At 66.3% G+C, this 13,933-nt stretch carries 11 protein-coding genes and 1 tRNA gene; 5 read left to right on the top strand and 7 right to left on the bottom strand.

Annotation, left to right across the window (positions count from 1 at the left end):
* Positions 1-456, top strand: a 456-nt coding sequence (locus P3W85_RS33905; RefSeq protein WP_276267980.1) for a hypothetical protein, incomplete at its 5' end; no start/stop codon positions are given.
* Positions 457-528: 72 nt separating this feature from the next.
* A complete protein-coding gene (locus tag P3W85_RS33900; protein ID WP_276267979.1) occupies positions 529-1,095 on the top strand; it encodes a DUF1415 domain-containing protein in 567 nt (188 codons plus the stop codon).
* Between the two features lie 69 nt (positions 1,096-1,164).
* On the opposite strand, the gene P3W85_RS33895 is transcribed toward P3W85_RS33900, so the two are convergent.
* Both P3W85_RS33895 and P3W85_RS33890 read right to left on the bottom strand, forming a co-directional pair.
* Positions 1,165-2,070 carry a class I SAM-dependent methyltransferase gene (locus tag P3W85_RS33895; RefSeq protein WP_276267978.1) on the bottom strand — a complete coding sequence of 302 codons (906 nt, stop codon included), beginning with the start codon at positions 2,068-2,070 and terminating at the stop codon, positions 1,165-1,167.
* A 147-nt stretch (positions 2,071-2,217) separates the two neighbouring features.
* Positions 2,218-3,159 (bottom strand): bestrophin family protein, encoded by a 942-nt coding sequence (locus P3W85_RS33890; RefSeq protein WP_276267977.1) that lies wholly within the window; start codon positions 3,157-3,159, stop codon positions 2,218-2,220.
* Positions 3,160-3,585: 426 nt separating this feature from the next.
* Between P3W85_RS33890 and P3W85_RS33885 the strand changes: the two genes are divergently transcribed.
* The 3 genes from P3W85_RS33885 to P3W85_RS33875 all read left to right on the top strand — a co-directional run bounded on the left by P3W85_RS33885 (position 3,586) and on the right by P3W85_RS33875 (position 8,507).
* On the top strand, positions 3,586-5,277 hold the full coding sequence (locus P3W85_RS33885) for a DUF342 domain-containing protein (protein ID WP_430869675.1): 1,692 nt from the start codon (positions 3,586-3,588) through the stop codon (positions 5,275-5,277).
* 340 nt (positions 5,278-5,617) lie between these two features.
* Entirely contained in the window at positions 5,618-6,106 is a 489-nt protein-coding gene (locus tag P3W85_RS33880; protein WP_276267975.1) for a DNA-binding response regulator, read from the top strand.
* Positions 6,107-6,464: 358 nt separating this feature from the next.
* Positions 6,465-8,507 carry a gamma-glutamyltransferase family protein gene (locus tag P3W85_RS33875; protein ID WP_276267974.1) on the top strand — a complete coding sequence of 681 codons (2,043 nt, stop codon included), beginning with the start codon at positions 6,465-6,467 and terminating at the stop codon, positions 8,505-8,507.
* 283 nt (positions 8,508-8,790) lie between these two features.
* Here the strand turns inward: P3W85_RS33875 and P3W85_RS33870 are convergent, their stop codons facing one another.
* The 5 genes from P3W85_RS33870 to P3W85_RS33850 all read right to left on the bottom strand — a co-directional run bounded on the left by P3W85_RS33870 (position 8,791) and on the right by P3W85_RS33850 (position 13,842).
* On the bottom strand, positions 8,791-9,408 hold the full coding sequence (locus tag P3W85_RS33870; RefSeq protein ID WP_276267973.1) for a hypothetical protein: 618 nt from the start codon (positions 9,406-9,408) through the stop codon (positions 8,791-8,793).
* A gap of 567 nt (positions 9,409-9,975) precedes the next feature.
* On the bottom strand, positions 9,976-10,839 hold the full coding sequence (locus tag P3W85_RS33865; protein ID WP_276267971.1) for a transcriptional regulator: 864 nt from the start codon (positions 10,837-10,839) through the stop codon (positions 9,976-9,978).
* Between the two features lie 819 nt (positions 10,840-11,658).
* Positions 11,659-12,015 carry a hypothetical protein gene (locus P3W85_RS33860; protein ID WP_276267970.1) on the bottom strand — a complete coding sequence of 119 codons (357 nt, stop codon included), beginning with the start codon at positions 12,013-12,015 and terminating at the stop codon, positions 11,659-11,661.
* A 326-nt stretch (positions 12,016-12,341) separates the two neighbouring features.
* Positions 12,342-12,417, bottom strand: a tRNA-Thr gene (locus tag P3W85_RS33855).
* Between the two features lie 408 nt (positions 12,418-12,825).
* On the bottom strand, positions 12,826-13,842 hold the full coding sequence (locus tag P3W85_RS33850) for a class 1 fructose-bisphosphatase (protein ID WP_017229494.1): 1,017 nt from the start codon (positions 13,840-13,842) through the stop codon (positions 12,826-12,828).
* Between the last annotated feature and the right edge of the window lie 91 nt (positions 13,843-13,933).

The following is a 13,933-nucleotide window of genomic DNA, read 5'->3' as shown; positions in this document are numbered from 1 at the left end:
AAGCGGCAACTGTTAATATCCCCGTTTTTTATCGCTTTTTTCCCGCGCGCCACCGCTTCCCAGCCGCCTCCCATGCCCCTGCCGCCATTCCTGTCATTGCGTTTCTCCGCAGCGCGAGTTCTCGTGCCGGTGCTGTTGGGCCTGCTCACGGGAGGGCAGGCAGTGCATGCGCAGGAAACCGCGCAAGGGCTGCAGGAAAAGGCGATGCGCGGCGATTTCCTGGCCCAGCGCAACCTGTCCTATTGCCTGCAATCCGGCTGCCTGGGGCTGGAGCGCGACCGCGCCAAGGCCTGCATGTGGCGCAAGGTCATCGTGCTGTCCGGCGACCGCCATGTCACCGACCTGGATAACGCCAACCTGGAGTACGTCTGCGGCAAGCTGGGGGCAGCCGAGCGCGACGGGGCGATGCGCCAGGCCGAGGCGCTGGCGCGGCAGATCTACGGGCCACGCCGCTGAGTGGCATTGGCCCGCCGCGGGCGCGCACGCGGCGGGCGCTAAAATGATGGTTTAGCGCCGTCCTTCATTGCCATGCCTACCGCTTCGCCATCCAGCCAGTCCGTCGTAGATGCCACCCAGCAATGGCTGGTGCGCGCGGTGATCGGCCTGAACCTGTGTCCCTTTGCCAAGGCCGTGCACGTGAAGCGGCAGATCCGCTACGTGGTGAGCGATGCCACCGGCACCGAGGGCCTGCTGGCTGGCCTGGAAACCGAATTGCGCGCGCTTGCGCAGGCCGATCCGGCCGAGGTCGATACGACCCTGCTGATCGTGCCGCACGCGCTGGCGGATTTTCTCGACTACAACGATTTCCTCTATTTCGCCGAGCGTCTGCTCAAGAGCATGCGCCTCGACGGCATCCTGCAGATCGCCAGTTTCCATCCGGACTACCAGTTCGGCGGCAGCGAGCCGGAGGATATCGAGAACTACACCAACCGCGCGCCTTACCCTATCCTGCACCTGCTGCGTGAAGACAGCATCGCCCGCGCCGTCGAGGCCTTTCCCGATGCGGCGGATATCTACGAGCGCAACCAGGAAACCATGCGCCGGCTTGGCCACGACGGCTGGCGCAAGCTGATGGGCGAGGCTGGCGGGGAATAAAAAACGCGCCGTGAGGACGGCGCGTGCACGGGACGCTGGCAGCGCCGGCGGCGAGGGGAGGGGGCGACTTCAGCCGGCAGCGGCAGCCGCCGCTTCGGCGGCTGGCTCCTGCGCATAGAAGCGCCCGCGCATTTCCTCCAGCCCCAGCGTTTGCAGCACTTCGTTCAGGCGCTCGGCCGGGCGCCGGCGCGGCAGGTCCTTGTACTGCGCAATGATCAGCTCGTTCTTCATCGAGTGCTCCCAGCCCACCAGTTCGGTCACGCTGACCTGGTAGCCGTGCGCCTCAAGCTGCAGGCAGCGCAGCACATTGGTGACCTGGCTGCCGAACTCGCGCGTATGCAGCGGGTGGCGCCAGATCTCCGTCAGCGGATTGCCCGCCAGCAGCTTGCCCTTGTTCTTGCGCAGCACGCCGGCCACTTCGGCCTGGCAGCAAGGCACCACCACGATGTATTTGGCGCGCTTTTCCAGCGCGAAGCGGATGGCGTCGTCCGTGGCCGTATTGCAGGCGTGCAGCGCGGTAACGATGTCGACGGTGGGCGGCAGTTGCCCGGAAGTGATCGATTCCGCCACCGACAGGTTCAGGAACGACATGCCCTTGAAGCCCAGTCGGCTGGCCAGTTCCTGCGAGCTGCGCACCAGTTCCTCGCGCGTCTCGATGCCGTAGATATGCGACTGGTCGAGTTGTTCCTTGAAGAACAGGTCATACAGGATGAAGCCCAGGTAGGACTTGCCGGCGCCATGGTCGACCAGCGTCACGTCGGCATGATCCTGCTTGAGATCCTGCAGCAGCGGCTCGATGAACTGGAACAGGTGGTAGACCTGCTTGAGCTTGCGGCGGCTGTCCTGGTTCATCTTGCCGTCGCGCGTGAGGATATGCAGCGCCTTGAGCAGCTCGATCGACTGGCCGGGGCGGATTTCGTGGGGGCTGGATGCCGGTGCGGCGGGCGTCTTGGACGCCGGTGACTTCTGGGCCATCTGGGATGTTCGAACCTGGGGGAAAGCGGTGAGGCGTGCGCCAAAGCCGGACGACGCTGCGCCGGTACAGCGGCAGTTTACCGAAAGTCGGGACGCGCCGGGTGAGTGGCGCAGCGGGCGCACGTCGGCGGCGGCGCCCGCGGCACCTCAGCGCAGGCAGTAATCCACCGGCGCCAGGGGCGCCGGCAGGTCGGTTTCGCCAAGCGCTTCCTTCAGCCCGATCTCGATGGTGCGGCACAGCGCATCGAGCGGCAGGTCGTTGGGCGAGGTGCCGAACGGCTCCTCCAGTTCGTCGCCCAGCGCATCGAGGCCGAAGAAGGTATAGGCCACGATGCCCACCACGAAGGGGGTCATGAAGCCGATGGTATCCACCAGCCCGAACGGCAGCAGGAAGCAGTACAGGTAGGCGGTACGGTGCAGCAGCAGCGTGTAGGAGAAGGGGATGGGCGTATTGCGGATGCGGTCGCAGGCCACCGCCGTGGCTACCATGGCCGATAGCGTACCGTCGATGGCCGCGGCCAGGCACGGGTCCACGCGTTGCAGGCGCACGCACTCGCCGAGATCCTCGCCCATGCGCATCATCAGCAAGGCCGGCGCATCGGCGCTGTGCCGCAGGGCCAGGTGCTCGTCCGGCTGCAGCCAGCCGGCGTCCAGGCCGGCATCGGCGCTGTCGCCGCGCAGGCGGTTGCGCAGCGCGTAGGCATAGGCAATGGCGCGCCGGATCATGCGTGCGCGGGTGTCGTCGGGCGTGCCGGGATGCTGCGGGGCGGCAGCGGCGATCAGGCCGAGGCACTGGCGCGCGAGGTTCTGGCTGCGCAGCACCAGTTCGCCCCACAATTTGCGGCCTTCCCAGAAACGGTCGTAGGCGGCGGTGTTGCGAAAACCCAGAAAGATCGCCAGCGGCAGCCCGATCAGCGTGAAAGGAATCGCCGTGAGCGTGACCTTGTGCTGGAAGAACGCGCCGTGGGTCATGGTGACGGCGATGGCCAGCAGCACGTTCACCAGCAGCACGCGCCAGATACGGGACAGGATCGAGCCTCGCAGGACCAGGAACAGCCTGAGTCCCGATGGGCGGTCTCGCACAATCATCTGTGATCCTCTTGTATAGCGGTGGTGTGGCGGCGGTGTTGCGGCGCGGCATTCCGTCGATGGGCAGAAGTGTACATTTTTCGCCCCGGGGCTGGGTTGGGGTGGCGCCGTGGCCGGCGGATCGCAATCGCCCCGCTCAAGTTTGCGCAGCGGCGGCCGTTGGTGTTGTGTGCGCCAAAAATGACATAAACCAGCGGCGCGCGACAAATACCCCGGCCCAGGCTTGCCCATCCGGCCCCGAGCGCCAGGCGCCCGCGCCAGTCCGGCATACACCGATGAGCCATCGACAGCCATAGCGCCGTGCTTCCTGGCCCGGTGCCGACGCATTGCGGCACGGCGGCGAGGCGGTGCGCCAGGCCGGGGCCGCGAGCGGCGCGGCGGACGGGGGCCATGCGCCAGGACACGATCCATCAAAGGGTGAACCGAATGGAAAACCGGGGACAAGACACAGCAGAGGCAGCAGCGGCAGCAGCGGCGGCAAACACGGCGCAAGCGACAGGGGGCTTGCAGGTGAGGCTGGAGGAAGGCACCCGGCAGTTGCGTGCGCTGTTCGCTGCCACGGCGGGCCGGCTGCCGCCAGATCGGGCCGGGCTGGAGGACGTACTGGCCGGCAGCGGCTGGGCCGAGGCGAAGCTGGACAGCACGGCGATCAGTGCGTTTCTCTCCCAGTGCCAGCGTGCCGCCGAGGGCGCGCCGCCGGTCGAGGCGCTGATCGGCGAGCTGACAGACGGGTATTTCGAGCTGTCCGTGAGCAGCGACGGCCTCAGCGTGCGGCTGAACCTGCTGCCGCCCCAGGGCGGGCGCGCGGTGACGCGGGACGATATCCGCACGGCGCTGGTGGAGCGCGGTGTGGTGGCGGAGCCGAATCGGGAGGCCCTGCGCGGCGCGGTCGAGGCCGGTCTTTGCGACGGGCTGGAAATTGCCGCGGGCCGCGCGCCGCAGTCCGGCACGCCAGCGCGCTTCGACAGCCTGCTGGCGCCGCGCAAGCCGCTCGCGCCCGAGGACGAGAGTGGCCGCATCGACCTGCGCGATCTCGGCAACCTGCTGCTGGTCAATCCCGGTACGCCGCTGATGCGGCGCATTCCCGCGCGCCAGGGCCTCGACGGCATCGATGTCTTCGGCAAGGCCGTGGCTGCGGTGCCTGCCGCGGATCCGCCCTTTGCCGACGGCCTGACCGGCGTGGCTCCCGATCCGGCCGACCCGGAAGTCCTGCTGGCGGCGATCTCCGGCTCGCCTGTGCTCTCGGCGCAGGGGGTATCGGTGAACCCGGTGGTCGATGTGGAAGCGGTGGACATGCACTCCGGCAACGTCAGCTTTGACGGCACCCTGCGGGTGAGCGGCGATATCAAGACCGGGATGACCGTACGCGTGTCCGGCGACGTCATCGTCAGCGGCACCGTCGAGGCCGCCCATGTGGAGGCGGGCGGCAACGTGGTGGTCAAGGGCGGCATCATCGGCAAGGCCGAGGGCTCGCACCAGGGCGGCGATTCTGCCGCGGCGCTGGCGCGGGTACGTTGCAAGGGCTCGCTGCACGCGCGTTTTATCGAGAGCGCGGTGGTGGAGGCCGGTACCGACATCGCGGTGGAAAGCGGTATCCGCCAGAGCGAGGTGGCGGCGGGGCACAGCATCGTCGCCGGCAGTCCAAAGACCGGCCAGGGCAATATCACCGGCGGGCGCTGCCGGGCCCGGCTGGCTGTGCGTACCGCCACCCTTGGCGCGTCCGCCGGCACCGCCACCATCGTGCAGGTCGGCACCAATCCCTATGCGGAGGCCGAGAAGGCCGAGGTCGAGGCCCGGCGGCGCCAGCTGGAAACCGAGCAAGGCAAGGTGCAGCAACTGGTCAGCTTCTTCGCCAAGAATCCCGAGAAAGCCGTCGGCGACCTGCGCGAGAAGGTGCGCGCCACGCTGTTCAAGCTGACTCGCGACGCGATCGAGCTCGACGCTCGCCTGGCCAAACTCGCCGAGCAACTGCACCCGTCCCCGGAGGCGGTAATCGAGGTGAGCCGGCGTATCCACGGCGGGGTCAGCGTGCAGATAGGGCAGAAGTCGATGAAGATCATGGAAGACAAACCGGGCGGCCAGATCCGCGTGATCGAGGATCGCATCGCCCTGGTCTGAGCCGCGCTTGCGGGCGTGCTGCCGCACCGTCCGGTCCGCCGGATTCCCGCCCGCAGTCTTCCGTCCTCCGTCGCCACCGGCAGTCGAATCTGCTGCCTCGCGGCATGCCGCCGGGCGCAAGTTGCGGAACTCGCTGCGGAACACGTTACGTGACGCGTAACACGCCTTTGCGCGGGCCGGTCCGCGCAGCGCGTTCCCCGATTCCAGCAAACCCTTGCCCGGCAAGGCTGCGCGGCCCGTATCGCATGCCGCGCACGCGCCGCGCGTGGCTGGCACGTGCCTTGCGCTATGTCCCGGCAGGCGCCCTCGATGACGCCGTTCTCAAAACGAAGGAGGAATCATGGACGTGGCATTCAGCAGCCGGGCAGGGGTCGAAAGCTTGATACCGCGGGGTCTCTCGTCGGAGCGGCCGGCGGCCGGCTTCGCGCCGGCAGCGCGCCCTGCGGCGGCGCTGCGCGCCGTGGTGGTCGACGAATCCGCACTGCTGCGCCTCGGCCTGACCCGCATGCTGGAGAGCATGCCGGGCGTGGCGCGAGTGGACGGCGTGGATCCCGATGAGCTCTCGGTGCATTCGTCCATCATCCGCGAGGCCGGGCTGCTGGTCTTCGGCATGCCGCACGACGTCACCAGCGGCTGGCGCTTGCTGCGCAAGCTGCGCGGCATGCTGCCGGCGCAACGGGTGCTGCTGCTGTCGGACAATATGTGGCTGCACATGCCGGCGCCGGAGATGGGTTACGGCATCTGCTGCTGCCTGCCCAAGACGGCAGCCCTGGTCACGCTGGAGGCGGCCATCGGCAGCATGCTGGAGGCCGAGGTGCTGGCTGCCTGAGGGCTCTTCTCCTGCTTTCCCGAGGCGCACCGCGGCGAGCGCGCCGCCGCGACGCTCGCGGCCCTCCGCCGTCTGCGATGCGGAGACGAGCCTGCAATGCACGATCAGCGGGTGGATTCCGGCGAGGCGCCCAGGGCAGCGCAGCTGCTGGCGCTGCACCTGGGGCACCTTTCATCACTCGGAAGTATGACTGGCGTTCACCTGTCTGTAAATACAGACATATAGCAATTCAGAACGTCGAATGACCGGTCTATGTTGATCGTTCGCCACAACGGCCTGCCCCCTGGAACGGCCGCTTGGGGCGATCGACGAGGGAAGCGTCGAACATTCTCGAGCCCCCACATAAGACAGGAAGAATATGCTAAAAGCTGCACACGAAGCGGTTGCCCCATCCGCGCTTTCGATTTCCCCGGGATTGACGCCGGGTGGGCTGCGCGCCATCGCGCTGGCCACGCTGGCGCTAACGCTGGGCGCATGCGGCGGCGACGATCCGGTTGCCACCACGCCGGCAACGCCCGTCACGCCGGCCGCGGTGGCGGGTTGCGAGCTGAACGGCACCACCGGCGGCGAAGCGGTGGTGTTGCCGGGCGAGCCCGGTGCCCCGGAAATCGCGACCGGCTACGCGCCCAAAACCACGGTCTACGCCAAGAACTATATGGCGGTGACCAATAACCCGGTCTCGACCAAGGCCGCATGCGACGTGCTGAAGAACGGCGGCACGGCGGTGGATGCCGCGGTGGCGGCGCAGATGGTGCTGAATCTGGTCGAGCCGCAATCCTCGGGCATCGGCGGCGGCTCCTTCATCATGTACTACGATGCGGCCACCAGGCAGGTCACTGCCTACGACGGACGCGAGATGGCGCCGGCCGGCGCCGACGAAAACTATCTGCAATGGAAATCGGCGACCGACACGACCGCGCCCGTGCCCACCGCCATCCGCAGCGGCCGCTCCATCGGCACGCCCGGCACGCTGCGCGTGCTGGAGCTTGCCCATGGCGAGCACGGCAAGCTGGCCTGGAAGGATTTGTTCTCGCCGGCCATCAAGCTGGCGACCGACGGTTTCCCGATTCCGCCGCGCATGGCCGCGTCGATCGCCGGCGCCGGCACGGTCGCCAATATCAAGCGCGATGCCGAGATGGCGGCGTATTTCCTCAACGCCGACGGCACGCCGCGCGCGGTCAATACCATCATCAGGAATCCGGCCCTGGCCAATGTGTTCAGCGCGGTTGCCAGCCAGGGCGCCGACGCCTTCTACAAGAACGGCCCGATCGCGCAGGCCATCGTCGACAAGATCCAGACGACCTACGGCGGTACCACCACGCCTGGCGTGACCACCGTGGCCGACCTGGAGAACTACGCCGCCAAGAAGCGCGCCGCGGTTTGCACCACCTATCGCCAATACGAGATCTGCGGCATGCCGCCGCCTTCCTCGGGCGGCATCGCGGTGGCGCAGATCATGGGCATTCTCGAAAACTATGAGATGTCGCGCTACGCGCCGACGAGCATGGACAAGAACGGCGGCCGCCCGAGCGTGCTCGGGGCGCACCTGGTGGCCGAAGCCGGCAACCTGGCCTATGCCGACCGCAATAAATACGTGGCCGACACCGACTTCATCGGCCTGCCCGGCGGCAGCTGGGAAAGCATGCTGAACAAGCCGTACCTGCGGCAGCGCGCGGACCTGATCACGACCGTAGGCTCGATGCCGCTGCCGGCCCCCGCGGGCAATCTGGGTGCTGTTCCGCTCGCGCCGTCGATCCTGGACGAGCACGGCACCACGCATCTGTCGCTTACCGACAAATATGGCAACGTGGTCTCGATGACCACTACCATCGAGTCGGGCCTCGGCTCCTATCACTTCACCAACGGCTTCCTGCTCAACAACCAGCTGACCGATTTCAACGCCGCCCCCAAGGACAGCCTCGGCACGCCTATTGCCAACCGGCTGCAGCCGGGCAAGCGTCCGCGCAGTTCCATGGCGCCCACGCTGGTGTTCAAGCGCAATGCCGACGGCTCGCGCGGCGACTTCTACATGACCACGGGTTCGCCGGGCGGCGCTACCATCATCCAGTACGTGGCCAAGACGCTGGTCGGCGCGCTGGACTGGAAGATGGACGCGCAGCAGGCCGTGTCGATGATCGACTTCGGCTCCAACAACGTCAGCATGATCGTTGGCGGCGAGCACCCCAACGTGGACGCGCGCGTGCCGGCCGGCGGCCTGGCCGGCGACAACGATCCGCTGGTCAAGGGCTTGCGAGCGCTGGGGCATACGGTGAACGTGGGCGCGCAATCGAGCGGCCTGAGCGCCATCATCCGCACCACCGTTGGCGGCGCACCGGCCCTGGTGGGCGGCGCCGATCCGCGGCGCGAAGGCGTGGTGCTGGGCGATACCTTCAAGCCGTAGGCCAGGATCGCCGGCCGCATTCCGGCCGCTGGGACACGCCGGCGCAACTGACGGCGGCGTGGCGTGCGTAATTACCGCAGCCGCTTGCAGAAATTTCTCAGTGCAGAATCAGATTAGTCTGGCTGATCGCGACTGTCTCAAGCGCTAAAGTGACCACATACCGCTCTCACCCCGGGGGCGGTATTCCCGATGGGGCCTAATCCCTTGGCTCCTTTTCATAGCGCTACATGCTTCATGCATGTAGCGTCTTTTTTTGTGCGGCGGATTTACGAGACCGGTAGATTCACCAGACCCGTATCTTGATCTGCAGCGATATGCAGCCGTCGACCTTCCCCCGCATCGTCGGCACGTAGATCAGATTGGCTCCCACGCGCCCGAACTCGACACTGATCACCGGTGCGACCATCGGCGACCAGCCGCCATTGTTGACGTCCGGATATCCCCGCACCGCGCCCACCGCAGCGCCGATCCGGATCGGCCCCAGGTGCAGGGGCTGCCAGCTCACGGTGGCGTAGGTCGAGTGGTAGCGCATGCTGTTGCGGTACTCGCCCGCGGACAAGGTGAAGTCCTCGCTGACGCGAAAATCAGCGCCAAACCCCCAGTTTTGCGCATTGTAGTGCGCCGCGTGATTGAAGTGGTATGAAAGGAATCCCGCGTTCAGCCAGACCTGCCGCGCAAAGGCAGGCGCGGGCGCAGGTGCCGCCGCTGCTGCTGGGGTTGGCGTCTCGGGTGCCGGGACTGCCGGAGAAACTTCCGGCAATGGTGCCGGGACATCTGGCGGCGCACCTTCGTCCGCGCGTGCCGGTGCCGAGCCCAGCGATGCGCACAGGGCGAGCACCACGAAGACTCCACGCGAAAAATGGCAATATCTCGCCGCACCAGGGATTGGATAAGCATCCATGGCCGCTTCCTCTATTCTTGTTTTGGCTGAGATTGGCCGGGCCCGGCGCGGTCAGCGCGCGGGTGCAGCCATCCTGCGAGTCCGGCGTTGCGCCGGCAGCCCTATGTGGTAGCGGTCTGCATGGTGTTCCCCGGTTGCGAAGCAAGTGCGAACCCGTGCCGGGCGCATGCCGGCCGGTTCGTCGTATGTCTGACGGGTGCCTGGAAATCGGCTGCCTGCCGTTGTATTCGTCGTGATACCAGTCTGGTGCCTTGGCGTCGTCGATTCAATCAATCGAACGTCGTAGGCTGATGGAAGAGGGGGTAGCCGGGAGGTTGTAAACGTTTCGCTCGGGCCAGCCGTTTGGCGGGTGGGAAACGTGCGGGGAGTGGGAAGGGTTTGCCCGCAGCCGGAGGTTGGCCTGGGGGGGCGGCAGCCTTGCCTCGGGCTAGCCGTGTCAGTTGTCTTGCTTGGCTGATCCTGGCGGGATATTCAGGTGGTGTCGCAGGGTGTCCGTGGAAGGCCCCGCAAGGCCATGGCATGGCATCGGGCACATGCCGTCCGGACGTCGTGCGGCATGCGCCCGGCTCACGAGGGAGCGCCGGCAGTCGACGCGGTCAGCGCAGGAGCCATGGGACGCCAGGCCAGCCCGGTGCCGCCGCCCGCGAACTCGCCGCGCATTGCGTGCGCGTCGGGAAAATCGGCTGCATCGAGCCAGACGGACAGGTAGGCGCCCATCGCGTCCAGCAGCGTGTCCGAATTGATGCCGGTAGGGCCGCCGACTTTCGGGCAGATGACCAGGTGAGTGCCCTCGTGCGAGTAGACGCGCAGCGTCTTGACCAGGTCGGCGGGTTGCAGGTGGTGCTCCGAACAAGGCACGCCCTCGAAGCCGAATGCCATCAGGAACTCGTCCTCTTCCGCCTGTCCTGTGCAGAGAATGACCTTGGGGTGGACTCGCCTGCGCAACCCGGCGATAAAGCGGAAGCGGCCCCCTTGCCGGCAGAATTCCACATAGCGCCAGTTCGGGCTGAGATAAGGATTGCGCCGGAAGGATTCGATCTGCGACAGATCCATCTGCTGGGGCTTGGGCAAGGGATAGAGGTTGAGCTTGAATTCCCAGCCCCGCGGACCATAGAGATGCCGGTCGAAGTAGCTGCGCCAATCCAGTTCTGGCACCGGTTCGCGCAGCACCGCGGCCCGCGTTGCCGCCATGATGCGGGCCAGGCGTTGATGCGTTTGCCAGCGCTGCATATCGTGGCGATGCCGTTCGCGAAACGCGCTGTCCCATGCCGGTGGCTCGTGCAGCGGCGTCAGCGGGGCGCCTGGCGCGGTTGCGAGGAGATGAGGTTCCTTGTCGCAGATCCACACGGCTGCGCCGATGTTGCCACCTTCCATGCCTGCGTAGGACGAAAAGTACGCGTCGAGTTCGTCGCTGCTGAAAACTGATGTCATTCGATTTCTCGTTCTTCCTGTCGACCCGTTCAGGTGAGCTCCCGGCAATGCGCATGGCACGACGAAAGGGCGCTCCCGCCCGGCAACGGCCTGGCGCCGCGCCGTTGCTGCTGGTCCAGCCCCAGCCTTGTCATCGTTGCCTGTGGTTGTGTGCGGTGCCGGCATTGCGCGGGCAACGCGCTCGATGGCCGGCGCGGTCACGTGCGGTGCTGCCGCCCCGCGCCTGCCCTGGCAAGGAGTAAAGGCAAACGCCATGCCATGGATTCCATCAGCGTCGCCAGCCGTGGACGGGTGCGCACGGGAGGCCGCCCAGCCAGGCCGGAACCCGCGCCAGATAAGGCTTGGAGGGAATCGGGCCCGCATGCGGCAGGGAAGGGGTAGCGCCCGGGAACCCGTCTTCGACCGACGGCAAGGTGTTACGCGTTACGTAACACACCGGCACGGTGGAACGCGCCGCCCCTGTCATGGCGGCTGTCCGCCCGCGTGCGACATGGAGGGCGAAAGGAGTGCGATCGCGTGTGTGCGACCTGCGGTGCATGGAGTGGGTTGGCGGCGTTTCCACCGCAGGCACGGACAGCGGAATCGGGGCGAGGCTTAATGCCTTTGACTGATGCGGCCGTCAGCCCAATTGCGCGGCATCGGATTACGCGCCATGAAGGCGATCCCGCCAGGGGCCGGGCAGGCTGTCGGTCTTTGGCAGAGAGCACCCGCCCGTGGCGATGGCCGTGACGAACGGCGTGGGCCAGGCTGCCGCGGCGAAGCGGGGCTTTGGCGGGGGTAGGACCGTGCCTGCAACAGGGGCAGCCTGTCCCCTCGCTGTCAGCGCTTCCAGGTGATTGGCGCGGTGGCGGAGCAGGCTGCCACCTTGCCGGACCAGCTCCTGCTGATGGTGAGTTTGACGAGCCGCCCGTCGATAGGATCGATCTGCCGTTGCCGCCGCTCCGCCAGGCTGTTGGCCACGTTGGCCAGGGTTGCCTTGCATGCCGCTTCTGCCGAGCTTGATCGCACGGTGAACTGCTGATAGCGATAGTTGACCATCAGTGTGAAGCCGTCCGGCACGTACTCGACCGTGTACTCGGTGTCCATGTCATACGTGGACATTTGCCGGTCGGCATGGGGCATGGGCGTGGTGCAGGCTGCCGATACCAGGCAGGCCATCGCTGCCAATACCTTCATGTATCTCACCGCGAGATCTCCATAGAATTTGTCCGGGACAGCGAATCCCCTCCTGGCTTGTGTGCGAGTCCGGAGCCGGATGTTACCAAGGAATGGCGACGCGGGAATCAGGGCTGTCATTGGCGTCACGGACGATATCGAAGGCTGGGGCCGTGCGTACCGGCATGTCGGCATTGCGCGCTGCCAGGTCTTGGCAAGGCCCGCTTTTCTCCGATGGGGGGGTGGACTATGCGGTGCGGCAGGAAGGGGGCATGCTGCGCCCGCTACGCCAAAGGTGGCGTCGGAAAAGAAAAAAGCCCTTGAGAATCAAGGGCTTAATTCAATTATGGTGCCGAAGAGAGGAATCGAACCCCCGACCTTCTCATTACGAATGAGCTGCTCTACCGACTGAGCTACTTCGGCCCACCGATCCGTCCAACAACTGGATCGAGCCCGCAATAATAGCAGCGTTTATTTTGACAGGGAAGTCCCGCCGTGAAAATTTTCCGCCCGAAGCTGCCCGTGGCCGGGCACCGATGTGGCTGCCCGGCCATTCAGGCAGTGTGTTCTGCTGCCAGAGACCGAGGCGCTTCGCGTCGGCGAAGTCCCGGGCGGGCAGGCTGCACTGTAGTGGCGATCACCGGCTTGATCCGCTCGCCTGGCGATACATCGAGGTCTGCTTCCAGCGCATGGATTGCCTTGGCGCTGGCTGTGTGGTGGGGGCCGGTGCCGCCAATCGAGCTTTGCCGCCGGCATTGTCTCGGCAGGCCCAAAAGAAAGGGGACGCCGCAGCGTCCCCCTTTCTCATCGGTGCGATGAAGCCGCCGGCGGTCAGCCTGCCGTCTTCTCTTCCTGGTGGTAACGCGTGACGCGCTCCACTTCGTTCTTCGAGCCGAGGATCACCGACACGCGCTGGTGCAGTTTTTCCGGCTGGATGTCCAGGATGCGCTCGTGACCGTTGGTGGCGGCGCCACCGGCCTGCTCCACCAGCATTGCCATCGGGTTGGCTTCGTACATCAGGCGCAGCTTGCCCGGCTTCTCCGGCTCGCGCTTGTCCCACGGGTACATGAAGACGCCGCCGCGCGTGAGGATGCGGTGCACGTCCGCCACCATGGAGGCGATCCAGCGCATGTTGAAGTTCTTGCCGCGCGGACCTTCGTCGCCGGCCAGGCATTCGTCGATATAGCGGCGCACGGGCGGGGCCCAGTGGCGCATATTGGACATGTTGATCGCGAATTCCTTGGTGTCCTCCGGGATCGTCACGTCGGATTGCGTCAGCACGAAGCTGCCGGCCTCGCGGTCCAGCGTGAACATGTGCACGCCGTTGCCAACCGTCAGCACCAGCGTGGTCTGCGGGCCGTACACGGCATAGCCGGCGGCGACCTGGCGGCTGCCGGCCTGCATGAAGTCGGCCTCGGTCACGGTCTGGCCGGGCTTGGGCATGTGCAGCACCGAGAAGATGGTGCCGATCGACACATTCACGTCGATGTTGGACGAGCCGTCGAGCGGATCGAACAGCAGCAGGTACTCGCCCTTGGGATAGCGGTTCGGGATCTCGTAGAACGAATCCATTTCCTCCGAGGCCATGGCGGCGAGGTGGCCGCCCCATTCATTGGCGTCGAGCAGGACTTCGTTGGCGATCACGTCCAGCTTTTGCTGGGTCTCGCCCTGCACGTTGCCGGTGCCGGCCGAGCCGAGGATGCCGGCGAGGGCGCCCTTGCTGACGGAGTTGGAAATGGCCTTGCAGGCGCGCGCCACCACTTCGATCAGCAGCCGCAGTTCGGGCTCGATCGTATTGTGTTTGCGCTGCTCCTCGACCAGGTAGCGGGTGAGGCTGATGCGACTCATGGGTTTCTCCTTGAATGGCCGCAATTCTACATGGGCTACATGGGTGCCAGCGTGCCAGGCCATTGCCAGCGGCCCGTGGGGTGCTGTCGCC

It is taken from the genome of Cupriavidus basilensis (assembly GCF_029335485.1).
Classification (GTDB): Bacteria; Pseudomonadota; Gammaproteobacteria; order Burkholderiales; family Burkholderiaceae; genus Cupriavidus; species Cupriavidus basilensis_E.
The sequence above is the reverse complement of the archived record's forward strand: the minus strand, read 5'-3'. Positions and strand labels throughout refer to the sequence as shown.

Bases quoted from the DNA above. Each gene is read 5' to 3' on its own strand.
- P3W85_RS33860 (WP_276267970.1), bottom strand. From the start codon at position 12,015: ATGAAGGTATTGGCAGCGATGGCCTGCCTGGTATCGGCAGCCTGCACC.
- P3W85_RS33880 (WP_276267975.1), top strand. From the start codon at position 5,618: ATGGACGTGGCATTCAGCAGCCGGGCAGGGGTCGAAAGCTTGATACCG.
- P3W85_RS33890 (WP_276267977.1), bottom strand. From the start codon at position 3,159: ATGATTGTGCGAGACCGCCCATCGGGACTCAGGCTGTTCCTGGTCCTG.
- P3W85_RS33875 (WP_276267974.1), top strand. From the start codon at position 6,465: ATGCTAAAAGCTGCACACGAAGCGGTTGCCCCATCCGCGCTTTCGATT.
- P3W85_RS33895 (WP_276267978.1), bottom strand. From the start codon at position 2,070: ATGGCCCAGAAGTCACCGGCGTCCAAGACGCCCGCCGCACCGGCATCC.
- P3W85_RS33850 (WP_017229494.1), bottom strand. From the start codon at position 13,842: ATGAGTCGCATCAGCCTCACCCGCTACCTGGTCGAGGAGCAGCGCAAA.
- P3W85_RS33900 (WP_276267979.1), top strand. From the start codon at position 529: ATGCCTACCGCTTCGCCATCCAGCCAGTCCGTCGTAGATGCCACCCAG.
- P3W85_RS33865 (WP_276267971.1), bottom strand. From the start codon at position 10,839: ATGACATCAGTTTTCAGCAGCGACGAACTCGACGCGTACTTTTCGTCC.
- P3W85_RS33870 (WP_276267973.1), bottom strand. From the start codon at position 9,408: ATGGATGCTTATCCAATCCCTGGTGCGGCGAGATATTGCCATTTTTCG.
- P3W85_RS33885 (WP_430869675.1), top strand. From the start codon at position 3,586: ATGGAAAACCGGGGACAAGACACAGCAGAGGCAGCAGCGGCAGCAGCG.